Genomic DNA, 23479 nt, shown 5'->3' with positions numbered 1-23479 from the left:
GCGCGCTCAACCCCCACCGAAGCGGCATACGCGCTCCACACACCCGCACCCGCGATTCCCGCACCCGCGATTCCCACACCCGCGCTCCACGCACCCGCGCTCCACGCACCCGCGATCCCCGCACCCGCGATCCACGAAGCCCGCCGCACGGCGGGAGCGCGTTCACGACGCCGGCTTCAGCGTGCCGCCCCCGGTCAACCGGTACGACTTCCCGTGGAGCCCCGGGCTCGCCCCCGCGTCGTACGTCACCGCATGCCCGTTCCCCACGATCGCCGAGGCGACGTCCGCCCCCGACCCGAGGTCGAGCCCCGCCACCGTCGAGTCCCCGGCCACCGACCACGTCGTCCCCGCGCCCAGGGACAGGGACGCCCCCGAGACGCGGCCGTCGAGCTTCGTCGACCCCGTCAGGTCCAGCGCCGCGGAACCGTCGGAGACGATCACGTCACCGGTCAGCTTCTCGTTGTGCGCCGCGAACGTGACGACCCCGCGGTCGCGGACCCGCAGCAGCGCCCCGTCCTTCGTCCTGACCTCCGCGCCGCCCGACAGCTTCACGTCGGCGACGGACTCCTGGACCGAGAAGACGTCGCCGTCGGCCGCCTGGATCGACCCGTCCTTCATCGTGAACGACGTCTCGCCGTCGCCGCGCAGCACCACGCCCCCGGCCGCCGCCGACGCCCGTACGTCCGTGAGGGACAGCGCGCCGCCGGGTTCCACGGTGAACGCCTCCGAGTTCGCCAGGTCGAAGAGCGTCTGGGTCAGGGACACCTGGCCGGCCGTCTGCACGCCGGGCGAGCCGCAGCCCGCCGACGTCATCGTGCCGCCGGACACCGTCACCCGGCCGCCGCCGGGCCCGACGGCGACGGGCGCCGCCTGCGCGCCGGCCGTGTCGATCTGCACGTAGCGCAGGGCGAGTTCACCCCCGTACGTCGCCATCACGCCGTGCGCGGACGCGCCCTTGGCCTGGATCTCGTTCGCGCTCAGCTCGGCCCGGCTGCCTTGGCCCGACGCGAAGACCGCCGTCGCGCCCTTGCCCTTGGTGTGGAACTTGCCGCCTGACAGCACGAGCCGGCCGCCGTCGCGGGCCAGGAGCGCCGCGTTGAGGCCGTGGCCGCCCGACGCGTCGACGGACGACGTGGCGCCGCTCTTGGTGACCTTCGAGTCGTGCGTCGACAGCTTCCCGGTGCCGGTGACGAGGGCCGCCGACTCGTCCATCGTCGACGCTTTGAAGGACGTACCGCGCGGCGCCGCCACCTCGTCGTCGTCCACGGTGGTCGCCCCCGCCACCGCGGGCGCCGCGTCCGCGCCGTCGTCGGGGACGGGCCCGTCCGTCACGCACCGCGCGCCGCTCGCCGTCGCGGCCGGTGACGCCACCGGCGGCGGCGTCGCGGACCCGTCGTCGTCGGAACAGGCCGACAGCGCGGTCAGCGTGAGCGGCAGCAGCAGGGCGGAAGCGGTGTAGGTGGCACGGCGCTGCCCCGGGCGGCGCGGGGGTCCCAGGTGTTTCATGGGCTCTACGTTCACACTTCACGATCCGGGCGGCACGTCCGGGGCGTCCGGAGCGAACACGAGCAGGGTCAGATCGTCCCGAACCGTCCCGGCGAACCGCACCACATCGCGCCACACCGCGTCCGTGAGCGCCGCCGGATCGGCGCAGTCGAAGCCCGGCAGCCGCTCCGCCAGCGGGTAGAACGCCCCCGCTCCGTCCCGCGCCTCCGTCACCCCGTCCGTCAGGGCGAGGATCCGGTCGCCGGGGCGCAGCGACAGCGTCATCGGCTCGCGCGGAGCGAGCCCCGCGATACCGAGACCGAGCGGCGCGCCCGCCGGTACGGACAGCTCGCGCACCGCGTCACCGCGCAGCAGCAGCGGATGCGGATGGCCGCACGACAGGGCCCGTACGACGGGGCGGTCGTCGGGGAACTCCAGGAACAGCGCCGTCGCGAACAGCTCCGCGTGCTCGTCCTGCGCCGCGTCCACCACGAGCCGCCGGTCGAGCCGCTCCGCGACGCCCTCCAGGTCCGCCTGGTCGAGGACCGCCTCCCGGAACGCGCCGAGCAGCCCCGCCACCGTGCCCACCGCCGACAGACCGTGCCCCTGTACGTCACCGACGACGGCGCGCACCCCGTGCGGCCCGCGCCGCACGTCGAAGAAGTCACCGCCGACCAGCGTCCCGCGCTGCGCCGCCCGGTACAGACCCGCGCAGCGCACCGTCCCCACCCGCTCCGGCAGCGGCGGAAGCACCGCGAACTGGGCGGCCTCCGCGACCGTACGCACCGAGACCAGCTGTTCGTCGCGCCGGCTGCGCACCCAGGCGATCAGGATGCTGAGCACCGCCACGAACGCCACCGTCAGGACATCGCTGTTGCCCGGCCGCCCGAACCCCGCCGGCAGCGCGAGCAGCAGCACCACGACGCCGCCGAGCAGCGCGGTGGCAGCCGGGCCGTAGGTGAGGGCGGCGAGCGGCGGGATCGCGGCGAGCAGGAACCCCAGATCGATCCGGTCCGCGGTGGCGACCTGGAGCGCGCTGATGCCGACGAGCAGCACGATCGGCAGCGCGCGCACCCAGCGCGGCGGCGGCGCCCCGCGCAGCCAGGCACGCTCGTCCCCGTCACGGCGGCGCGCCACGGGCCAGGTCATGTCCTTCACCCTGCTACGAGTCGCCCGGACCCGCACGCGGTGACCGCGCCGCTACAGCGTCCGCCCCATCAGGACGTCGTCCACGTACGCCCCGTCCAGCAGGAACTCCTCGGGCAGCACACCCTCGACGACGAAGCCCTCGGCCTCGTACAGCTTGCGGGCCGGGGTGTTGTGTCCGAGGACCCGCAGGGTGATCCGGCGCGCGCCCACGCTGCGCGCCCGGCCGATCGCCGCCCGCACCAGGAGGCGGCCGACACCCCTGCCGCGCGCCGCGTCGGCGACGGCGAGACCCTGAATCTGGCGGACGTGCGCGTTCGCCACCAGCGAGGTGGGGTAACCGATCCGTACGTAGCCCACGATCCGGCCGTCCAGCTCGGCGACGAGATGGTCGCGCGGTCCGAATCGCTCGGTGAAGAAGCCGGGGTAAGGGGGCTGCTCCGGGCCCTTGACCGCGTGCAGGTGCGACCAGGTGTCCCGGTCCAGGCGGGCGAGGGCTTCGTCGTCGTCCGCCACGGCGAAACGTATGTGAGGCTGCGCGTCTGACATGCGGGTCACTGTACGACCGGCAGGATGGGGCCATGACACGTATTGCGGTGGCGGGTGCTTCCGGGCTCATCGGTTCGGCGCTCGTCCGTTCCCTGACAGCCGACGGACACGAGGTGCTGCGGCTGGTGCGGCGCCCGGCGCGGGCCGCGGACGAGATCCGCTGGGACCCCAAGGCCGGGCTCGTCGACACGTCCCGGCTCAGCGGTTGCGAGGCCGTCGTCAACCTCGCGGGCGCGGGCGTCGGCGACCGCCGCTGGACCGAGACGTACAAGCAGGAGATCCGCGACAGCCGCGTCCTCGGCACGACGACCCTCGCGGAGGCGGCAGCCGCCCTCGACACCCCGCCCCGCGTCCTCCTCAACGGCAGCGCCGTCGGCTACTACGGCGACACCGGCAGCCGCGCCGTCGACGAGTCCGCCCCCGCGGGCGACGGCTTCCTGCCCTCCCTCTGCGTCGAGTGGGAGGCGGCCACGGCCCCCGCCCACCAGGCCGGTATCCGTACGGTGTTCGCCCGCACCGGCCTCGTGGTGGCCCGGGGCGGCGGGGCCTGGGGCAAGCTCTTCCCGCTCTTCAAGGCGGGCCTCGGCGGGCGCATGGGCGACGGCCGCCAGTACTGGTCGTACATCGCGCTGCACGACCACATCGCGGCGCTGCGGCACCTCCTGGAGACCGAGACCCTGTCCGGACCGGTCAACCTGACGGCCCCGCACCCGGCGACGAACCGCGAGGTCACGGCGGCGATGGGGCGCGTCCTGCACCGCCCCACCCTGTTCACCGTGCCCGCGCCGGCGCTCCGCGTGGTGCTCGGCGAGATGGCGGGCGACGTCCTCGGCTCCACCCGCGCCCTGCCGACCCGTCTCCTGGAGTCGGGCTTCGAGTTCGCGTTCCCCGCGGTCGAGCAGGCGATCGGCGCGGCCTGATCCGAGCGCGCCGGGGCCGGGAGGCGCGGAGGTCAGCCGCCGAACCGTTCCGTCAGACGGGGGTACAGGCGGGCCAGGACCTCGGCGTTCTCGAAGTCGATCGGCGTACCCTCCGGCTCCGCCGAGGCCGGGGGGATGCCCAGGTCGGCCGCGACCGCCCCGGTCAGCTCCTCGTACGCCTCGTCCGCCGCGTACCCGAGCTCCTCACCGTCCCCGTCGACCTCGTCGTCGAAGTCGTCGAGCAGCTCCGCCAGCGAGTCCGGATCGTGCAGCGCCCCCTCGAACACCTCCCGCCCCTGTCCGATCAGCCAGCACCGGAAGAAGTCGAAGGCGTCGTCGCTGGCCCCGCCGAGCAGCACCCACGCCGCGCCCCACAGATCCCACCGGTACGCCCGGTTGTAGCGGGACTCGAAGTGCCGGGCGAAGTCGAGCACCGCGTCGGGATCCGCCTGGAGCAGTCTGTCGACGAGCAGCTCGGCGTGGTCCTCGGGGTCGCCGTCGGCGCCCTCGCGAGTGGTGTCCACGATCTCCCAGAACTCGGTCTCGTCCATCACGGGACAAGCATCGGCCCTGGACCCAGGGGGCGCACGCCGAGCGTTCGAGCTGTCCCACTTCGTTACGCATGCACATGCCCAGGGCACCCCTCCTCCGGCACGCGCCCGCGCCCCGTGCTCACCCGTACCACCCGCTCATCCGGTGGGCCGCCCGCGCGAACCGCTCCCGCAGCTCCGCGGGTTCCACCACCTCCGCCTCCGGGCCCAGCCCCATGAGCTGGGTGTACGCGACGTCGTACGACTCGACCGGCAGCGTCACGGTCACCCGCCCCTCGGCGTCCGCCGCCCCCGCCGCCGCCACGGCCTCCCGCGCGGACGCGGGATCGGCGACGTACGGCAGCTGTCGTAGGCCCGCCGCCGTCAGCCGTACGACGACGTCGGCCCGCAGGATCGCCCGCGCGAACTCCTCCGCCCGCTCCTCCCAGAACCCGGGCAGGTCGAACTCCTCGTCCCGCACGAAGCGCTCGTCCCCGACCGCGACCGACACGAACCGCTCGATCCGGTACACCCGGAAGCCGCCGGAGGAGCCGGTGGGACCTGCGGGGCCGGTGGAGTCCGAGGGGTCAGGGGAGTCGGGGGCGTCCTCGCGTACCCGGGCCGCCAAGTACCAGACCCCGGCCTTCAGCACGAGCCCGTACGGCTCCAGCTCCCGCTCCACCTCCGTGTCCTGACGGCGGTAGGCGACCCGGACCACCCGGTCGTCCCACACCGCCTCCGCGAGCGCGGGCAGCAACTCGGGCGTCTGCGGCTCCTGGAACCAGCCGGGCGCGTCCAGATGGAACCGCTGCGCCGCCGTCCGCGACGCGTCCCGCAGCGACGGCAGCAGCGCCGCCGACACCTTCAGCCGGGCCGCCGACGCCGCGTCCTCCAGGCCCATCTCGCGCAGCGCCCCCGGCACCCCCGACAGGAACAGCGCCTCCGCCTCACCGCGCGCCAGCCCCGTCAGGCGGGTCCGGTAGCCGCCGATCAGCCGGTACCCGCCGGCCCGCCCCCGGTCCGCGTAGACCGGCACGCCCGCCTCGGACAGGGCCTGCGCGTCCCGCGTCACCGTGCGCTCGGACACCTCCAGCTCGCGCGCCAGCTCCGCGGCGGTCATCGACGGCCGGTTCTGGAGCAGGAGCACCATCTTGATCAGGCGGGCAGCACGCATACGGCCATCATGAACCGCCCCACCGACAACAGCGGCGGGCCACTCAGCCCGTGAAGCGCATGACCGAGAACGCCGCGCCCTGCGGATCGGTGAGGATCGAGAACCGGCCCGCCTCGATCGACGATGGCTCGACGAGGACCTGCCCGCCGAGCTCCCGGCAGCGCGCGGCCGTGGCGTCGGGGTCGTCGACGGCGATGTAGAGGTTCCAGTACGAGGGGACCTCGGGCGGGAAGTCACCGGTCGACATGTCGATCATCCCGCCGAACGGCTCGTCGGCCACGGTCCACTCCGTGTACGTACCGCCCTCGCCGAAGGGCCGCCGGTTCGTGCCCCAGCCGAGGACCGACTGGTAGAAGTCGACCGCACCGGGGCCGTCCCGGGTGAGCAGCTCGAACCAGCAGAAGCTGCCCGGCACGTCCACGGCCTCGAACCCGGAGTGCTTCAGCGGCTCCCACAGCCCGAACGCGGCGCCCGCCGGATCCTGGCAGAGCGCCATCCTGCCCTGCTCCATGACCGGCATCGGGCCGGTGACGACCCGTCCGTCGTTCCCGTGCACGCGCGCGGTGACCGCGTCGACCCCGCTGGACTGGAAGTAGGGCAGCCACGCCGGGGGCTGGTGCGGGCTCATCGCCGGTCCGACCCCGGCGACCTGCGGACCGTCCGCCACGTCGAGCGTGAACATGGCGTACCCGCCGGCCGCCGGATCGTCGATCTGCCGCGCACGCCAGCCGAACAGCGCCCCGTAGAAGCGCCGGGCCGCGTCCGGGTCGGTCGTCGACAGTTCGGCCCAGCAGGGGGCGGAGGGAGTCTTGGAGATCTTCATGGACGTACGCCTTCCGGCACGACGACAGTGCTCCCGCAGCGAACCCGTCCATTCATGCACGCGTGCCCCGCCCCGGCAATCGGGACGGGGCACATCTACGTCAGATGCGTCCGGCGTCAGACGCACTGACGCCGGACGCGTCGGCGTCGGGTGCTACAGGCCGTAGCGCTCGCGCGCCTCCTTCACGGCCGTCGCCTTGACCTCGCCGCGCCGGGCGAGCTGGGCGAGGGCCGCGACGACGATCGACTCGGCGTCGACGCCGAAGTGACGACGGGCGTCCTCACGGGTGTCGGAGAGACCGAAGCCGTCCGCGCCGAGCGAGGTGTAGTCCTGCTCGACCCACTGCGCGATCTGGTCCGGGACCTGGCGCATGTAGTCGGAGACGGCCAGCACCGGGCCCTGCGCTCCGGCGAGCGCCTGACGGACGTACGGGGTCCGCTCCTCGCCCTTCAGCAGCGCCTCGTCGGCCTCCAGGGCGTCACGGCGCAGCTCGGTCCAGGAGGTCGCCGACCAGACGTCGGCGGCGACGCCCCACTCCTCGGCGAGCAGCCGCTGCGCCTTGAGGGTCCAGTGGATGGCCGTACCGGAACCGATGAGGTTGATGCGCGGGGCGTTCGCGGCCGCCACGTTCACACCCGCGGTCTCCGCCGTGTTGAAGCGGTAGAGGCCCTTGATGATGGCCTCGTCGATACCCTCGACGCCCGGCTTGGCCGGCTGCGGCATCGGCTCGTTGTAGACCGTCAGGTAGTAGAAGACGTCCTGGTCCTCGCCCGGCTTGGCCTCGCCGTACATGCGGCGCAGACCTTCCTTCATGATCGTGGCGATCTCGTAGGCGAAGGCAGGGTCGTAGGTCAGCGCCGCCGGGTTGGTCGCCGCGATCATCGGCGAGTGACCGTCCGCGTGCTGGAGGCCCTCACCCGTCAGCGTCGTACGACCGGCGGTGGCGCCGATGACGAAGCCGCGGCCCATCTGGTCGGCGAGCTGCCAGAACTGGTCGCCCGTGCGCTGCCAGCCGAACATCGAGTAGAAGATGTACAGCGGGATCATCTGCTCGCCGTGCGTCGAGTACGACGTGGCGGCGGCGATGAAGTCGGCGAGCGCGCCGGCCTCGTTGATCCCCTCGTTGAGGATCTGGCCGGACTGCGACTCCTTGTAGTACATGAGCTGGTCACGGTCGACCGGGTCGTACGTCTGCCCCTTGGGCGAGTACAGGCCGAGCGACGGGAACAGCGACTCCATGCCGAAGGTGCGCGCCTCGTCGGGGATGATCGGCACCCAGCGCTTGCCGGACGTCTTGTCCCGTACGAGGTCCTTCAGAAGCCGTACGAGCGCCATCGTCGAGGCGACGGACTGGGAGCCGGAGCCCTTGTCGAACGAGGCGAACGCCTTGTCGGCGGGCGCGGGCAGCGGCGCGAGCGGCTGCGTGCGACGGGCCGGGGCCGGACCGCCGAGGGCGGCACGACGCTCGGCCAGGTAGCGCAGCTCCGGGGAGCCCTCGGCGGGACGCGCGTACGGCACGACACCGTCCTCGAAGCGGCTGTCCGCGATCGGCAGGTCAAGGAGGTCACGCATGTCCTTGAACTCGTCGATCGTCAGCTTCTTCATCTGGTGGTTGGCGTTCTTGGACTCGAAGCCCTTGCCCAGCGTGAAGCCCTTGACGGTCTGCGTGAGGATGACCGTCGGCGCGCCCTTGTGCTCGACGGCCGCCTTGTACGCCGCGTACACCTTGCGGGGCTCGTGGCCGCCGCGCGAGACGTGGAAGCACTCGGAGATCTTGTCGTCGGACAGCACCTTCGCGAGCTCGATCAGCGCCGGGCTCGTCCCGAAGAAGTTCTCGCGGATGTAGGCGACGTCGCGCGTCTGGTACGTCTGGAACTGGGCGTCCGGGACCTCACGGAGCCGCTCCAGGAGCGCACCGGTGGTGTCGAGCTGGAACAGCTCGTCCCACGCGTTGCCCCACATCGACTTGATGACGTTCCAGCCGGAGCCGCGGAACTGCGCTTCCAGCTCCTGCACGACGCGGAAGTTCGGACGGACCGGACCGTCCAGGCGCTGCAGGTTGCAGTTGATGACGAAGGTCAGGTTGTCGAGACCCTCGCGGGCCGCGAGGGTGAGCGCCGAGGTCGACTCGGGCTCGTCCATCTCGCCGTCGCCGAGGAAGGCCCAGACGTGGGAGTTGGAGGTGTCCTTGATGTTCCGCGCGGTCAGGTAGCGGTTGAACCGCGCCTGGTAGATCGCGGACAGCGGGCCGAGGCCCATGGACACGGTCGGGAACTCCCACAGCCAGGGAAGGCGGCGCGGGTGCGGGTACGACGGCAGACCGTTGCCCCCGGCCTCGCGGCGGAAGTTGTCCAGCTGCGCCTCGGAGAGGCGGCCGTCGAGGAAGGCGCGGGCGTAGATGCCGGGCGATGCGTGGCCCTGGATGTACAGCTGGTCGCCGGAGCCGTCGCCCTCCTTCCCGCGGAAGAAGTGGTTGAAGCCGGTCTCGTACAGCCAGGCGGCGGAGGCGAAGGTGGCGATGTGGCCGCCGACGCCGTACTTGCTGCCGCGGGTCACCATCGCGGCCGCGTTCCACCGGTTGTACGCGGTGATCTTGGCTTCCATCTCCTCGTCACCGGGGAAGTCCGGCTCCGCGGAGGTGGGGATGGAGTTGACGTACTCGGTCGACAGGAGCTTGGGCAGCGGCAGGCCGCCGGCCTCGCCGCGCTCCAGCGTGCGCCGCATCAGCTGCGCGGCACGGTGCGGCCCGGCCGCCTGGGTAACGGCGTCCAGGGAGGCCTGCCATTCGGCGGTCTCCTCGGGGTCGCGGTCCGGGAGCTGGTCGAGCTCGCTCGGCTGGATGCGCATGGGGTCGGTCATAGTCGCCGCACGCCTTCCTGAGTCGAAGGGGGTGGGGTTGGGGGTGCCCTTGGTCTTTGGCAGGACAGGGCGTGGTCCCGGTAGGGACCCGTCGGCGACTGTAACTCCCTGATCGATGATCGATCAAAGGGTTGAGCCCCAAAAACTCTTCAGATCGAGAAAGTCGGCACAAGGTGCCACCGATAGGGGCACGGAGTGCCCCTCCGGGGGCGCGGGGCCGTGTCTGATATGCGGCACCGCCGCGGGGCGCGAGTGCCACGCACGGTCCACACCCTGCGACGTACGGTCACACGGTGGACGAGACGCAGATCACGCGCGGGGGGCACACCCCAGGACGTGCGCCTTCACCAGCGCCGCGATATCAGGATCCCGGCGCTGAAAAGCCGCGACGAGGTCCGCGTGCTCCTCCGCGTACGACTGCTGCACGGTCCCCAGCCACCGGATGGACAGCGCGGTGAAGACCTCGATGCCGAGCCCCTCCCAGGTGTGCAGCAGCACCGAGTTCCCGGCCGCCCGCACCATCTCCCGGTGGAAGCCCACGGTGTGCCGCACCTGCGCGGTCCCGTCGGCCTCCCGGTCCGCCACGTACAGCGCGGCGACGTGCGGCTCCAGGGCGGAGCAGTCCCCGGCGAGCCGCTCGGCGGCCAGCTCGGCGGCGATGGCCTCCAGGCCGGCGCGCACCGGATAGCTCTCCTCCAGGTCCGCCGCCGACAGGTTCCGTACGCGCACGCCCTTGTTCGGCGCGGACTCGATGAGCCGCAGCGACTCCAGCTCCCGCAGCGCCTCCCGTACGGGCGTCTGCGACACCTCGAGCTCGGTGGCGATCCGGCGCTCCACGATCCGCTCGCCCGGCTTCCAGCGGCCGCTGACGATGCCCTCCACGATGTGCTCGCGGATCTGTTCGCGCAGCGAGTGGATGACGGGCGCGGTCATGGAGGCTCCTCGGCAGGTGCGGACCCGGCGGGTCGGCGGGACCCTTAGACAATAAGGCCGTGGCCCAGGACAGAAGGGGCACGGCCGCGCCCGCCACGGGTGATGCCCGTTACAGAGCTGTGCCCGCCCGAGCGCGCCGTCATTCCGGCGGCCGCGTTCCCGTGGACCGGCACCTACGACGACGCCCCGCCCGGAAAGCTCCGGGCGGGGCGTCGTCGTAGGTGCTGCGACCGCTACAGACCGAGCTCGGCGGCGAACTCGCCGGCCTCGAGGATCTGCTTGACCGTCGTCAGGTAGCGGGCGGCGTCCGCGCCGTCCACCAGACGGTGGTCGTAGGAGAGCGTCACGTACGTCATGTCACGGATGGCGATCGTGTCACCGAGCTCCGGGTCGGAGACGACGACCGGGCGCTTGACCGTGGCGCCGATGCCCAGGATGGCGACCTGGTTCGGCGGGACGATGACCGTGTCGAAGAGCGCGCCGCGCGACCCCGTGTTGGAGATCGTGAAGGTGGCGCCCGACAGGTCGTCCGGGGCGATCTTGTTCGTGCGGACCTTGTTGGCCAGCTCCGCGGTCTTCTTGGAGATGCCCGCGATGTTCAGGTCACCCGCGCCCTTGATGACCGGGGTCATCAGGCCCTTCTCCGAGTCGACGGCGATGCCGACGTTCTCGGAGTCGAAGTAGGTGATCGTGCCCTCGTCGTAGTTCAGGCGGGCGTTGATGACCGGGTGGGCCTTCAGCGCCTGGACGGCGGCCTTGACGAAGAACGGCATCGGGGAGAGCTTGACGCCCTCGCGGGCGGCGAAGCCGTCCTTGGCCTTGGCGCGCAGCTTCATCAGCTTGGTGATGTCGACCTCGATGACCGAGGACAGCTGGGCCTGCTCCTGGAGCGCCTTGTGCATGTTGTCCGCGATGGCCTTGCGGATGCGCGGCAGCTTGACCGTCTGACCGCGGAGGGGAGAGGCCTCCAGGGTCGGGGCGGCCTTCGCGGCGGCCGGAGCGGCGGCGGCCGGAGCCTGCGCCTTGGCGGCCTCGGCGGCGGCGATGACGTCCTGCTTGCGGATACGACCGCCGACGCCGGTGCCCTTCACGGTGGACAGGCTCACGCCCTGCTCGGCGGCGAGCTTGCGCACCAGCGGGGTCACGTAGGCGCCGTCGTCCGCCGGGGTGGCGGCCGGGGCGGGCGCGGCCGGAGCCGGGGTGACCGGCGCGGGGGCCGGAGCCGGAGCCGGGGCCGGAGCGGCGGGCGCGGCCGGGGCGGCCGGAGCGGCGGCCGGGGCAGCGGGGGCGGCCGGAGCCGGAGCCGGAGCGGCGGGGGCGGCCGGAGCGGCCGGGGCGGCGGGCGCGGGGGCGGCCGGAGCGGCACCGGGAGCACCGATGACGGCGAGCTTGGCGCCGACCTCGGCGGTCTCGTCCTCGGCGACGGTGATCTCCAGGAGAACACCGGCGACGGGCGACGGGATCTCGGTGTCGACCTTGTCCGTGGAGACCTCGAGCAGCGGCTCGTCCTCCGCGACCTCCTCGCCGACCTCCTTCAGCCAGCGGGTGACGGTGCCCTCGGTGACCGACTCGCCCAGCGCGGGCAGCACGACATCGGTACCGGAGGCGCCACCGGCCGGGGCGGCGGGGGCGGCGGGGGCCTCGGGGGCCGGGGCCGGAGCGGCCTCGGCGGCCGGGGCGGCCGGGGCCGGAGCCTCGGCGGCGGCGGGCGCCGGGGCGGGCGCCGGGGCACCGGAACCGTCGTCGATGACGGCCAGTTCGGCGCCGACCTCGACGGTCTCGTCCTCGGCGACCTTGATGGAGGCCAGGATGCCGGCGGCGGGCGAGGGGATCTCGGTGTCGACCTTGTCGGTCGAGACCTCGAGCAGCGGCTCGTCGACCTCGACGCGCTCTCCCTCGGCCTTCAGCCAGCGGGTGACAGTGCCCTCGGTGACGCTCTCACCGAGCGCCGGAAGGGATACGGAAACCGCCATGGTTTCTGTTGCTCCTTAGCGATGCGCAACTACGGGTGCCGCAGTGCGGAAGTCTGTGGTCGGTCGGTCGTCGCGTCCACGCGCGACGGACACGGGGCTCAGTCGTGCGAGTGCAGCGGCTTGCCCGCGAGGGCCAGGTGGGCCTCGCCCATGGCCTCGTTCTGCGTCGGGTGGGCGTGGATGAGCTGGGCCACCTCGGCCGGCAGCGCTTCCCAGTTGTAGATCAGCTGGGCCTCGCCGACCTGCTCACCCATGCGATCGCCGACCATGTGGACGCCGACCACGGCACCGTCCTTGACCTGGACGAGCTTGATCTCGCCCGCGGTCTTCAGGATCTTGGACTTGCCGTTGCCCGCCAGGTTGTACTTCAGAGCGACGACCTTGTCCGCACCGTAGATCTCCTTGGCCTTGGCCTCGGTGATGCCCACGGAGGCGACCTCGGGGTGGCAGTACGTCACCTTCGGCACGCCGTCGTAGTCGATCGGGACGGTCTTGAGACCGGCCAGACGCTCCGCCACCAGGATGCCCTCGGCGAAGCCGACGTGCGCGAGCTGGAGCGTCGGGACCAGGTCACCGACGGCCGAGATCGTCGGCACGTTGGTCTGCATGTACTCGTCGACGAGGACGTAGCCGCGGTCCATCGCGACGCCCTGCTCCTCGTAGCCGAGACCGGCCGAGACGGGGCCGCGGCCGATCGCGACGAGGAGGACCTCGGCGTCGAACGTCTTGCCGTCGGCCAGCGTCACACGGACGCCGTCCTGCGTGTACTCGGCCTTCTCGAAGAACGTGCCGAGGTTGAACTTGATGCCGCGCTTGCGGAACGCGCGCTCAAGAAGCTTGGAGCTGTTCTCGTCCTCGACCGGGACGAGGTGCTTGAGGCCCTCGATGACCGTGACGTCGGTGCCGAAGGACTTCCACGCCGAGGCGAACTCGACGCCGATGACGCCGCCGCCCAGGATGATCGCGGACTGCGGGACGCGGTCCAGCTTCAGCGCGTGGTCCGAGGAGATGATGCGGTTGCCGTCGATCTCCAGGCCCGGCAGCGACTTCGGCACGGAGCCGGTCGCGAGGAGCACGTGGCGGCCCTGGACGCGCTGGCCGTTCACGTCGACGGACGTCGGGGAGGACAGCCGGCCCTCACCCTCGATGTACGTCACCTTGCGGGAGGCGATCAGCCCCTGGAGGCCCTTGTACAGGCCGGAGATGACGTCGTCCTTGTACTTGTGGACGGCCGCGATGTCGATGCCCTCGAAGGTGGCCTTGACACCGAACTGCTCGCTCTCGCGCGCCTGGTCGGCGATCTCGCCCGCGTGCAGCAGGGCCTTCGTCGGAATGCATCCGTTGTGCAGGCAGGTACCGCCGACCTTGCCCTTCTCGATCAGGGCGACGTCGAGACCCAGCTGCGAGGCACGCAGGGCCGCGGCGTAACCGCCACTGCCACCGCCGAGGATCACTAGGTCGAAAACGGTGCTGGCGTCGTTCGCCACGTCACGTCCTCCATGCATGTGCGCCGTACGCCGGTCACCAGTGACCGGGCGGCGGCTGGTGTATCGGCCGCTCGTTCTTCGGCCCTCGGGTGGGGCCCTGTCCTGCCGCCCCCCATCCTCGCACTTGTCGAAGGCATGCGGGACGTCGGGCTCTGGGGTGAGACGGCGGTTACACCGGAAACACCCGTGACAGAAGTGGTGGAACCTACGAATTTCGTCGAAAGCGAACAGCCCCGGGTGCCGTGCACCCGGGGCTGTTCAGCGCTTTCGCGGCGCGGGCAGGCGTCAGCCGAGGTCGCCCGCCGCCGTCAGCTCCGCGAGACGGAGCAGGGTGCGCACGGCGGTACCGGTGCCGCCCTTGGGCGTGTAGCCGAACGGGGCGCCCTCGTTGAAGGCCGGTCCGGCGATGTCGAGGTGGGCCCACGTGATGCCCTCGCCGACGAACTCCTTCAGGAACAGACCGGCGACCAGGCCGCCGCCCATCCGCTCACCCATGTTGGCGATGTCGGCGGTGGCCGAGTCCATGCCCTTGCGCAGGTCGGCCGGGAGCGGCATCGGCCACGCCGGCTCGCCGACCTCTTCGGCGGCCTCGTGGACCGACGTGCGGAACGCGTCGTCGTTGGCCATGACACCGAACGTGCGGTTGCCGAGCGCCAGCATCATCGCGCCGGTCAGCGTGGCGACGTCGACGATCGCGTCCGGGTTGTCCTCCGAGGCCTTGGCGATCGCGTCGGCCAGGACCAGACGGCCCTCGGCGTCCGTGTTCAGGACCTCGACGGTCTTGCCGCTGTACATGCGCAGCACGTCGCCGGGGCGCGTGGCGGAGCCCGACGGCATGTTCTCGGCGAGCGCCAGCCAGCCGGTGACGTTCACCTCCAGGCCCAGACGCGCGGCGGCGACGACGGCGGCGAACACCGCGGCGGCGCCCGCCATGTCGCACTTCATCGTCTCGTTGTGACCGGCCGGCTTCAGCGAGATGCCGCCCGAGTCGTACGTGATGCCCTTGCCGACGAAGGCGAGGTGCTTCTTGGCCTTGGAGCTCGTGTACGAGAGCTTGACCAGGCGCGGCGGGGCGTCCGAACCGGCGCCGACGCCGAGGATGCCGCCGTAGCCGCCCTTGGTCAGGGCCTTCTCGTCGAGGACCTGCACCTTGATGCCGTGCTCCTTGGCCGCGGCCGTGGCGACGGCGGCGAAGGCCTCGGGGTTCAGGTCGTTCGGCGGGGTGTTGACCAGGTCACGGGCGCGGTTGAGCTCCTCGGCCACCGCGACGGCACGCGCGATCTCGGCCTTGTACGCCTTGTCGCGGGGCTTGCCGCCGAGCAGGGCGACCTCGGCGAGCGGGGCCTTGCCCTTCTTGGCGTCGGCGTCCTTGGCCGCCATCTCCTTGTACGCGTCGAAGGAGTACGCGCCGAGCAGCGCGCCCTCCGCGACGGCGCCGGCGTCCTCGGCGTCGGTGATCGGCAGCGCGAACGCGGCCTTCTTCGACCCGGCGAGCGCGCGGGCGGCGACACCGGCGGCGCGGCGCAGCGCCTCGGTGCCGAACACCTCGTCGTCCTCGGGCTCCGCACCGAGGCCGACCGCCAGCACCAGCGGCGCCTTGAAGCCGGAGGGCGCGGGAAGCTTGGTCACCTCGCCCTCGCCGCCACTGGCGCCGAGGGTCTCCAGGACGGAGGCGAGCTTTCCGTCGTACGCCTTGTCCACGGCCTCGGCGCCGGGGGCGACGACCGGGCCCTTGGCGCCGTTGGCGACACCGACGACGATGGCGTCGGCGCGGAGGCCGGACGCTGCGGCGGTGCTGAGAGTCAGAGCAGTCACGGTGGTGAGGTCCCTCTTTCATCGGTGGGGCTGGCTTCGTTGCCTGGGCCGTGGGGTGGGCGGCCCGCCGTGGGCGAGCCTACGCCGCTGTCTCCTCCGGTGCCCCGGGAGGCGGCCCTAGAAGGCCAGAGCCACCAGCGAAGCGGTGGCCGCGACCTCCGCGACCGCGCCGAACACGTCCCCCGTCACCCCGCCGAACCGGGCCACGCAGCGCCGCAGCAGCACCTCGGCCGCGCCGCACCCCAGGACGACGGCGAGCGCGCCCGGCAGCGAGAACGCCGCGGTCACCGCGACCACCACCAGGCCCGCGATCACCGCAGCCCGCACCGACACCGTCCCGGCGACGGCCGCGCCGAGGCCCTCCGGGCGGGCCGCGGGGACGCCGGTGCGGGACGCGAAGGTCAGGGCGAGGCGGGCCGTCACCGCGGACACGGCCGCCGCGAGGGCGCCCCGGTGCCACGACTCGGCGTACAGCTGCGCCAGGACCGCGACCTGCGCGAGCAGCGAGAGGACCAGGACGACGACGCCGAAGGGGCCGATGTCGGACTGCTTCATGATGCGCAGCGCGTCCTCGGCGGGCTTGCCGCTGCCGAGCCCGTCCGCGACGTCCGCGAGGCCGTCCAGGTGCAGGCCCCGGGTGAGCGCGGCCGGTACGGCGACCGAGGCGACGGCCGCGAGCGGCGGGCCCGCGCCGAGCAGCGTCAGCCCCCGCCGAGCGCCGCCGCGCAGAGGCCGACGACCAGGCCGGCCAGCGGCGCGGCCAGCATCCCGACCCGGGCGGCGTCCCGGTCCCAGCGGGTGACGGTGACGGGCAGGACGGTGAGGGTGCCGAAGGCGAAACGTATGCCGTCGGGCAGGGAGGCGGGGGAGTTCGTAGCGGGCACCGGGGGAGGCTACCTGGACGCGCGGAGCCGCTGCCCCGGCCGCAGGATGGGGCCATGGGCGACTGGTGGTACCGGAACATCACGGAACCCGGGAAGCTGCCCGTGCTCCTGGCGCTGCTCTCGTTCATCGCCACGTTCCTGCTGACCCGCACCGTCACCCGGCTGATCCGCGCGGGCCGCGGCCCGTTCCGGAACATCGCGCCCGGCGGCATGCACATCCATCACGTCGTGCCCGGCATCGTCCTGATGGTCGTCGGCGGGTTCGGGTCGGTCGGCAGCGGACGGCACGGGATCACCGCGTGCGTGTGCGCGGTCCTCTTCGGGGTCGGGGCGGGCCTGGTGCTCGACGAGTTCGCGCTGGTCCTGCACCTCGACGACGTGTACTGGAGCGAGCAGGGCCGGCAGAGCGTCGAGGTCGTGGTGCTGGCTGCGGCCCTGGGCTCCCTGGTGGTGTGCGGCTTCTCGCCGCTCGGCGTGAACGACATGACGCAGGACGAGCAGCACGACCGGGGCGTGCTCATCGCGACGCTGGTCCTGAACTTCTCCCTCGTCGTCCTGACGCTGCTCAAGGGCAAGCCGCGGCTGGCGATCGTCGGCGTCCTGGTGCCGTTCGCGGCGTGGTGGGGCGCGGTCCGGCTCGCCCGCCCCGGCTCCTCCTGGGCCCGGCGCTGCTACCGGCGCCGCCCGCGCGCCCGTGCCCGCGCCGCCCTGCGGGCCTACCGGCACGACCGCCGCTGGCACCGGGTCAGCCGGCGCTTCCAGGACCTGATCGGCGGCTTCCGCGAACCGCCGGCTCCGCGGCGCACACGATGAGCACCGCGGCGATCGCGGCCAGGTGCTCCTTGCCCGCGAGGTTCGGTTTGACGACGCACTCGACGGCCATCACCACGACGACGAGCGCGCCGGTCCACCACGCCCGGTAGCGCCAGCACACGTACACGGCGAGCCCGACGACCGCCGCCGACGGGCCGGTGTCCACGACCTGCGCGTCCGACCCCGGCAGCCATCCGGCGGCGATCGCGACCCGCGCGTACAGGGTTCCGGCGAGCGTCGCCACGTAGGCGATGACCAGCGTGCGCCACCGGCCCAGACAGATCTCCGCGACCCCGAACACCAGCAGGATCTGGGCGAGGGCGCCCCACACCGGCAGGTCGAGCGCCGGGACGAACAGGGACAGTGGCGTGCGCAGCAGCGCGAGCCACAGCGGGTCGGCGGCCCGCACCGCGCCCAGGTCCTGCACGACCCGGTAGCCCCAGGTCTGGTTCTGCGCGTACTGGAGGGCCGCCGTCAGGCACACCGCGGTCAGCGTCATCGTGATCGCCCGCCACCGCCGCGCGACGAACCCGTCCCGCACGGCGCTCAGCAGCGGGCCCCACTCCCGCCGCGGCCACGTCATCGGCATGGTCAGCGGTGCTCCAGGCGGCTGCGGCGCAGCCACTTGGGCAGTCCGGGCACTTCGAGGAAGCCTTCGGCGCGCGCCGACGCGATGCCGATGCGCGGCAGGTCCGCGCTCTTCTCGAAGAGCAGGAAGCGGGGTTCCCAGATGGGCCGGTACTTGGCGTTGGCCCGGTACAGCGATTCGATCTGCCACCACCGTGAGAAGAAGCTGAGCAGCGAGCGCCACAGGCGCAGCACCGGACCCGCGCCGAGCCGCGAGCCACGTTCGAAGACGGAGCGGAACATCGCGAAGTTCAGCGACACCTGCGTGATCCCCATCTCCGGCGCGTACTGGAGGAGTTCGATGACCATGAACTCCATCAGGCCGTTCTCGGAGTCCCGGTCACGGCGCATCAGATCGAGCGAGAGGCCGTTCGGCCCCCACGGCACGAAGGAGAGCAGCGCCTTCAACTCGCCCTCGGCGTCGGTGCATTCGAGCATCACGCAGCGGCCGTCGGCCGGGTCGCCGAGCCGGCCGAGCGCCATCGAGAAGCCGCGCTCGGTGGCGCCGTCGCGCCAGTCGTCGGCGCGCTCCAGGAGGTACGCCATCTCGTCGTCCGGGATGTCCTCGTGGCGGCGGACGCGGACGGTGTAGCCGGCGCGCTTGACGCGGTTGTAGGCCTGGCGGACGCTGCGCATCGCCCGCCCCTCCAGCGTGAAGTGCTGATCAGGGGCTCCGCCCCGGGCCGCCGTCTCGACGATGGCTTCGTCGCCGAGTTCGAGGGCGTCGAGGCCGTGCCGCGCGTAGATCGTGCCGGCCTCCTCACTGGCGCCCATCACCGCCGGGATCCAGCCGTGCACCCGTGCTTCGGCGAGCCAGGGCTCGATCGCGCCGGGCCACGCCTCGGGGTCGCCGATCGGATCACCGGAGGCGAGCGAGACACCGCCCACCACCCGGTACGTCACCGCCGCCTTGCCCGTCGGCGACCACACCACGCTCTTCTCGCGGCGCAGCGCGAAGTACCCGAGCGAGTCGCGCTCGCCCTCCTTGTCGAGCAGCGCGTGCAGCTTCGCCTCGTCGTCGGGGGTGAGCGGGTCGACGGCCCTGCGGGAGCGGAACGCGGCGTAGACGACGGCGATGAGCAGGAGCGTGGAGAGGATGTTGATGACGACGTTGACCCAGTTCGGCGTGGAGATGCCGGGGTAGTGGGAGTCGTTCGAGGCGACGGAGATCAGGCGCAGGGTGCCGTAGCGCCAGCGCTCCAGGAACGTCGAACGGTGCGGGTCGTGCGCGTGGTTGGTGACCGTGACCAGGAACGTCGCGAAGAGCGAGGCGACGAGGAGCCCGCCGACCGCGACGATCGCCGCGAGCTTCACGTTCGAGCGGTCGCCCTTCGCGTAGAACTCGCGGCGGCCGGCGCACAGAGCGGCGAGGAACCCGGCGGTCAGCGCGAGCGAGACCCAGTTCTGGGCGTGCGCGCGGATTTCGGGGAAGAGCATCACGACGGCGAAGAGCAGGAAGAAGAGACCGCACAGGACGAGGTTGAGGATCCAGGCCGCTCGCTTGCGGCGGCGCATCGTGATCGCCAGGAACCAGGCGACGACGGCGGACGAGAAGCCCGCCGTGAGCAGGTACGGCGTGAAGTAGTTCTCCTCGTTGTGGCGGCGCAGGTCCTGCCCGAAGGAGACCCAGACGGCGCCCAGCAGATTGAGGAACGTGACGATCCGGAGGTACCAGACGGTGACGGCGGCCGCCCGCCGGGACGCCGGGGTAGAGGTCGGTACGCCACGTGTCTGTGCATCTCCCATGACGGGGAGCTTATGGGGCTTTTAGGCCGATTCAGGGGTGCGGCGTCGCCGTGAAAAACCGCGGTCGCGTCCGCTCGGGCAGCGAGCGGACGCGACCGGGGCCCGTGCGTGGCCGTGCGTGGCCTAGGCCGTCTCGGGCAGCTCCGCGGCCAGGGCGGCGGCGGCCTGGACCAGCGGCAGGGCCAGCAGCGCGCCCGCCGCGCCGCCCACCGTGACGCCCTGGTCGAGCAGCGGCTCCATCGCCATCCGGTCGAGGGCCTTGGTCTGCGCGGGCTCGCCGCTCGTGTGCGCCGCGAGCCACCAGTCCGGCGCGCGGAACGCCACCCGCTGCCCGACGAGCGCGCAGGCCGCCGAGACGACGCCGTCCAGGATCACCGGCGTACGGCGCACCGCGCACTGGAGGAGGAAGCCGGTCGCGGCCGCGAGATCCGCGCCGCCCACCGTCGCGAGCAGGTGGAGCTGGTCGCCGAGGACCGGCCGCGCCCGGCGCAGCGCGTCCCGCACCGCCGCGCACTTGCGCATCCACGCGAGGTCGTCGATGGGGTCGCCGCCGCGGCCCGTGACCACCGAGGCGTCCGTGCCGCACAGCGCCGCGATGAGCGTCGAGGCGGCCGTCGTGCCGCCGACGCTGATATCGCCGAGGACCACCAGATCCGTACCGGAGTCGGCCTCTTCGTCGGCGACCGCCATGCCCGCGCGGAACGCCGCCTCCGCCTCCTCCAGGGTGAGCGCGTCCTCGACGTCGATGCGCCCGGAGCCGCGCCGCACCCGATGGCTCACCACGGCCTCGGGCAGCTCGTCGGGCTCGCAGTCCAGGGAGACGTCGACGACCCGGATCTGCACGCCGAGCCGGCGCGCGAGCACCGCGCCCGTGCTCGCGCCCTCGACGACCTCGCGGACCAGGCCGGCGGCGCTGCCCGCGGCCCGTTTCGACACGTCCAGCTCGGCGACGCCGTGGTCACCGGCGAAGAGGATGACGCGCGGCTGCGCGACCGGCCGTACCGGCACCGTGCCCTGGGCGGCGGAGAGCCACTCGCCCAGCTCGTCGAGGCGGCCCAGGGCGCCGGGCGGCACGGCGAAGCGCGCCCTGCGCTCCTCGGCGTCGCGGCGGGTCCCGCCATCGGGGCGCTCGATCAGGTCGGTGAAGTCGTCGAGATTCAGCGAGCTCATTCGCCGAACAGTACCGGCCGTCGACCCGCTGGGTCCCTGACGTCCCCTCCGTCACAGGGGCATCGTGCTGCGCGCACCCGACGGCCGGTTACGCCATGTGGTGCGTCGACTCCGCCACGTCATTGTGCGGCGTCCGGTGATCCCTTACGTTCTGGTTCGAGTCGGATTGTCGTACCGCAGTGTTCGTCCGTGCGCGACAGGAGCCCTCGTCACTCCCCACCCCGCTCCAGGAGTTGAAGACCGATGTCCCCCACAGCACAGGCCGTGGCCGAGCGCCGCCCCGCCTACCTCACCGAACTCGCCCAGGGCACCGAACGCTTCCACGAGCCGCGCCGCCCCGACTGCCCCTGGTGCGGCTCCACCAAGCTGCGCACCCGGCTGCGCACCACGGACCTCCTCCAGCACAAGCCCGGCACGTTCACCATCGACCAGTGCCGCTCCTGCGCCCACTCCTTCCAGAACCCGCGCCTGACCCCCGAGGGTCTGACCTTCTACTACCGCGACTTCTACGAGGGCCTGCACGCGGACCGGGCCGGGAAGATCTTCGGCGCGCGGACCTCCGCCAAGCGCTCCGCGGCCGGCACCCGCGCCCTGGCCCGCTTCCTGGAACCGGAGAGCTGGCTCGACGTCGGCACCGGCGACGGCCACTTCCCGGCCGTCGCCAAGGAGGTCCTGCCCTACACGGCGTTCGACGGCCTCGACATCGGCGACGGCGTCGAACAGGCCCGCCGCGAGGGCCGCGTCGAGGAGGCCCACCGCGGCCGCCTCACCGACCTCGCCCCCCGGCTCGCGGGCCGCTACGACGCGATGAGCATGTTCCACTACCTGGAGCACGCCCTCGACCCGCGCGAGGAACTCAAGGCGGCCCACCGCGTACTGCGCCCCGGCGGCCACCTGATGATCGAGCTCCCCGACCCCGAGAGCCGCTACGCGCGACTCCTCGGCAAGTGGTGGGTGTCGTACTTCCAGCCGCAGCACCTGCACTTCATCCCGCTCGCCAACCTCCGCGCCGAACTGCGCGCCCTCGGCTACACCGTCGTCGACGTCGACCGCCGCGAACCCCACGTCCCGCTCGATCTCACGGCCGCCTGCGCCCTCTTCCTCGGCCACTGGCTGCCCGACGCCGACGACCCCTGGCGCACCAAGATCCCCACCGGCTTCCAGCGCGGGCTGCGCCAGGCGCTGCTGTACGCCGGCACGCCCGCGTCCGTCGCGGCCCACGGCGCCGACCGGCTCCTCGCCCCGCTGGTCAGCCGCACCCGCTTCTCCAACGCGTACCGCGTCATCGCCCGCCGCGACCCGCGGTAGCGGGAGCTCAGCCGCGCAGCGCGAGCGCGGTGCCGGCGACGACGAGCAGCACCTGCTCGCACTCGCCGGCGAACGCGGCGTTCAGGCGGCCGAGTTCATCGCGGTAGCGCCGCCCGGACGCCGTCGCGGGCACGATCCCCGACCCCACCTCGTTCGAGACGGCCACGACCGTCCGCCGGGTCCGCCGCACCGCGTCGACCAGCTCCGCCACCTTCGCGCGCAGCGCCTTCTCGCCGCCGCCCGCCCACTCGGCGTCGTCCCACGCCCCGACCTCGTCCATCGCGTACGTCAGCCACAGCGACAGGCAGTCGATCAGGAGCGGCGCACGGTCCCGCGCGTCGTCGAGGAGCGGCACCAGATCGCAGGTCTCCGCGGTGCGCCACGACCCCGGCCTGCGCTCCCGGTGCAGCGCGACCCGCTGCGCCCACTCCCCGTCCCCGCCCCGGGTCCCGCCGGTGGCGACGTACAGCACGTCGGGGAAGGCCTCCAGACGCCGTTCGGCCTCGACGGACTTCCCGGACCGGGCGCCGCCGAGCACCAGCGTCCTGCGCGGCACGTCGGGCACGTCCTCGTACGCCCCGACGTCCAGCGTCGTCCCGTCGGGCACGGCCCGCGCACCCGCGGCCGCGAGGCGCCGGGCGAGTTCGGGGCCCGGCGGCACGTCGTGGTCGAGGTGGACGGCGACGACGTCCGTGGTCGGCCCGACGGCGCCGACGGACCGCAGCCGGGCCAGCGCGTCGGGCCGCCCGATCACGTCGGCGACGACCATCTCGTACGGGGCCCGCACCTCTTCGAGACCGGCGGGCGCGGCCCCGGGCGGCAGATAGAGCAGCCGTTCCCCGTCAGGACCGGCCACCTCGTACCCGGTGCCCGGCGCGTCCAGGGCGAGCGCGCGCACCCGGTGCCCGGTCAGCAGCGCCAGCTCCCGCCCGTCCGGCACCCGGCCCGGCTGCGGCAGCCCGGCCGGCACCTCGACCGCGGGCCCGTCGTGCGGATGCGAGAGCAGCACCTGCCGTACGCCGGCGAGGCTGTGCCCCGAGCGGGCCGCGGCCAGCGCGGCGCCCGGCGTCAGGTCGAGCAGCAGCGTCCCGTCGATCAGGAGCGCCGTCGCGGCGCGCGCGGACGGGCCGAGCGCGGTCGCGCACGCCGCGCAGGGGCAGTCGGGGCGGGGCAGTCCCTCAGGGGCGCCGGTGCCGAGCAGAGTCAGTTCCACAGGAAGATCCTCCCGCGCGGTCTC

General features: G+C 72.8%; 18 protein-coding genes and 1 pseudogene. 3 read left to right on the top strand and 16 right to left on the bottom strand.

The genetic code is table 11. The features are described from left to right. Positions 1–162: 162 nt before the first annotated feature. The 3 genes from V2W30_RS11260 to V2W30_RS11250 are packed head-to-tail and all read right to left on the bottom strand — an operon-like array spanning position 163 to position 3180. Entirely contained in the window at positions 163–1506 is a 1344-nt protein-coding gene (locus tag V2W30_RS11260; protein WP_338695839.1) for a hypothetical protein, read from the bottom strand. Positions 1507–1524: 18 nt separating this feature from the next. Beyond that, a complete protein-coding gene (locus tag V2W30_RS11255) occupies positions 1525–2634 on the bottom strand; it encodes a PP2C family protein-serine/threonine phosphatase (RefSeq protein WP_338695838.1) in 1110 nt (369 codons plus the stop codon). 51 nt (positions 2635–2685) lie between these two features. After that, complete coding sequence (locus V2W30_RS11250; protein ID WP_338695837.1) at positions 2686–3180, bottom strand: GNAT family N-acetyltransferase; 495 nt, start codon at positions 3178–3180, stop codon at positions 2686–2688. A gap of 32 nt (positions 3181–3212) precedes the next feature. On the opposite strand from V2W30_RS11250, the gene V2W30_RS11245 reads away from it, so the two are divergent. Then, positions 3213–4100, top strand: a complete 888-nt coding sequence (locus V2W30_RS11245) for a TIGR01777 family oxidoreductase (protein ID WP_338695836.1) — start codon at positions 3213–3215, stop codon at positions 4098–4100. Positions 4101–4132: 32 nt separating this feature from the next. On the opposite strand, the gene V2W30_RS11240 is transcribed toward V2W30_RS11245, so the two are convergent. From V2W30_RS11240 to cobS, 9 genes and pseudogenes are all read right to left on the bottom strand, one after another. After that, entirely contained in the window at positions 4133–4651 is a 519-nt protein-coding gene (locus V2W30_RS11240) for a DUF4240 domain-containing protein (RefSeq protein WP_338703560.1), read from the bottom strand. 121 nt (positions 4652–4772) lie between these two features. Next, entirely contained in the window at positions 4773–5804 is a 1032-nt protein-coding gene (locus V2W30_RS11235) for a helix-turn-helix transcriptional regulator (protein ID WP_338695835.1), read from the bottom strand. Positions 5805–5847: 43 nt separating this feature from the next. Continuing rightward, positions 5848–6627, bottom strand: a complete 780-nt coding sequence (locus tag V2W30_RS11230) for a VOC family protein (protein ID WP_338695833.1) — start codon at positions 6625–6627, stop codon at positions 5848–5850. 153 nt (positions 6628–6780) lie between these two features. Further along, on the bottom strand, positions 6781–9486 hold the full coding sequence (gene aceE / locus V2W30_RS11225; RefSeq protein WP_338695831.1) for a pyruvate dehydrogenase (acetyl-transferring), homodimeric type: 2706 nt from the start codon (positions 9484–9486) through the stop codon (positions 6781–6783). Positions 9487–9795: 309 nt separating this feature from the next. Next, positions 9796–10419 carry a GntR family transcriptional regulator gene (locus V2W30_RS11220; RefSeq protein ID WP_338695829.1) on the bottom strand — a complete coding sequence of 208 codons (624 nt, stop codon included), beginning with the start codon at positions 10417–10419 and terminating at the stop codon, positions 9796–9798. Between the two features lie 233 nt (positions 10420–10652). Further along, positions 10653–12392: a 2-oxoglutarate dehydrogenase, E2 component, dihydrolipoamide succinyltransferase gene (gene sucB / locus V2W30_RS11215; RefSeq protein WP_338695827.1), complete on the bottom strand. Its 1740-nt coding sequence runs from the start codon at positions 12390–12392 to the stop codon at positions 10653–10655. Positions 12393–12490: 98 nt separating this feature from the next. Beyond that, the gene (lpdA, locus tag V2W30_RS11210; RefSeq protein WP_338695825.1) at positions 12491–13879 is read right to left on the bottom strand and encodes a dihydrolipoyl dehydrogenase; all 1389 of its coding nucleotides are present in this window, start codon (positions 13877–13879) and stop codon (positions 12491–12493) included. Positions 13880–14164: 285 nt separating this feature from the next. Beyond that, a complete protein-coding gene (locus V2W30_RS11205) occupies positions 14165–15694 on the bottom strand; it encodes a leucyl aminopeptidase (protein ID WP_338695823.1) in 1530 nt (509 codons plus the stop codon). A 117-nt stretch (positions 15695–15811) separates the two neighbouring features. Then, a pseudogene (cobS, locus tag V2W30_RS11200) lies at positions 15812–16578 on the bottom strand (adenosylcobinamide-GDP ribazoletransferase). A gap of 54 nt (positions 16579–16632) precedes the next feature. On the opposite strand from cobS, the gene V2W30_RS11195 reads away from it, so the two are divergent. Continuing rightward, complete coding sequence (locus V2W30_RS11195; RefSeq protein WP_338695821.1) at positions 16633–17391, top strand: hypothetical protein; 759 nt, start codon at positions 16633–16635, stop codon at positions 17389–17391. Here the strand turns inward: V2W30_RS11195 and V2W30_RS11190 are convergent. From V2W30_RS11190 to V2W30_RS11180, 3 genes are all read right to left on the bottom strand, one after another. Continuing rightward, positions 17324–17980, bottom strand: a complete 657-nt coding sequence (locus V2W30_RS11190) for a hypothetical protein (protein WP_338695819.1) — start codon at positions 17978–17980, stop codon at positions 17324–17326. The genes V2W30_RS11195 and V2W30_RS11190 overlap by 68 nt on opposite strands. A gap of 2 nt (positions 17981–17982) precedes the next feature. Continuing rightward, on the bottom strand, positions 17983–19764 hold the full coding sequence (locus V2W30_RS11185) for a phosphatidylglycerol lysyltransferase domain-containing protein (RefSeq protein WP_338695817.1): 1782 nt from the start codon (positions 19762–19764) through the stop codon (positions 17983–17985). Positions 19765–19887: 123 nt separating this feature from the next. Beyond that, complete coding sequence (locus V2W30_RS11180; RefSeq protein WP_338695815.1) at positions 19888–20934, bottom strand: nicotinate-nucleotide--dimethylbenzimidazole phosphoribosyltransferase; 1047 nt, start codon at positions 20932–20934, stop codon at positions 19888–19890. Positions 20935–21177: 243 nt separating this feature from the next. On the opposite strand from V2W30_RS11180, the gene V2W30_RS11175 reads away from it, so the two are divergent. Next, a complete protein-coding gene (locus tag V2W30_RS11175; RefSeq protein WP_338695813.1) occupies positions 21178–22242 on the top strand; it encodes a class I SAM-dependent methyltransferase in 1065 nt (354 codons plus the stop codon). Between the two features lie 7 nt (positions 22243–22249). Here V2W30_RS11175 and V2W30_RS11170 read toward each other — a convergent pair whose 3' ends face one another. Further along, on the bottom strand, positions 22250–23455 hold the full coding sequence (locus V2W30_RS11170) for a bifunctional adenosylcobinamide kinase/adenosylcobinamide-phosphate guanylyltransferase (RefSeq protein WP_338695811.1): 1206 nt from the start codon (positions 23453–23455) through the stop codon (positions 22250–22252). Positions 23456–23479 lie beyond the last annotated feature (24 nt).

This window comes from Streptomyces sp. Q6, from assembly GCF_036967205.1.
GTDB lineage: Bacteria > Actinomycetota > Actinomycetes > Streptomycetales > Streptomycetaceae > Streptomyces > Streptomyces citrinus.
Note: the sequence above shows the minus strand (reverse complement) of the source record. Positions and strands in the feature narration are given on the sequence as shown.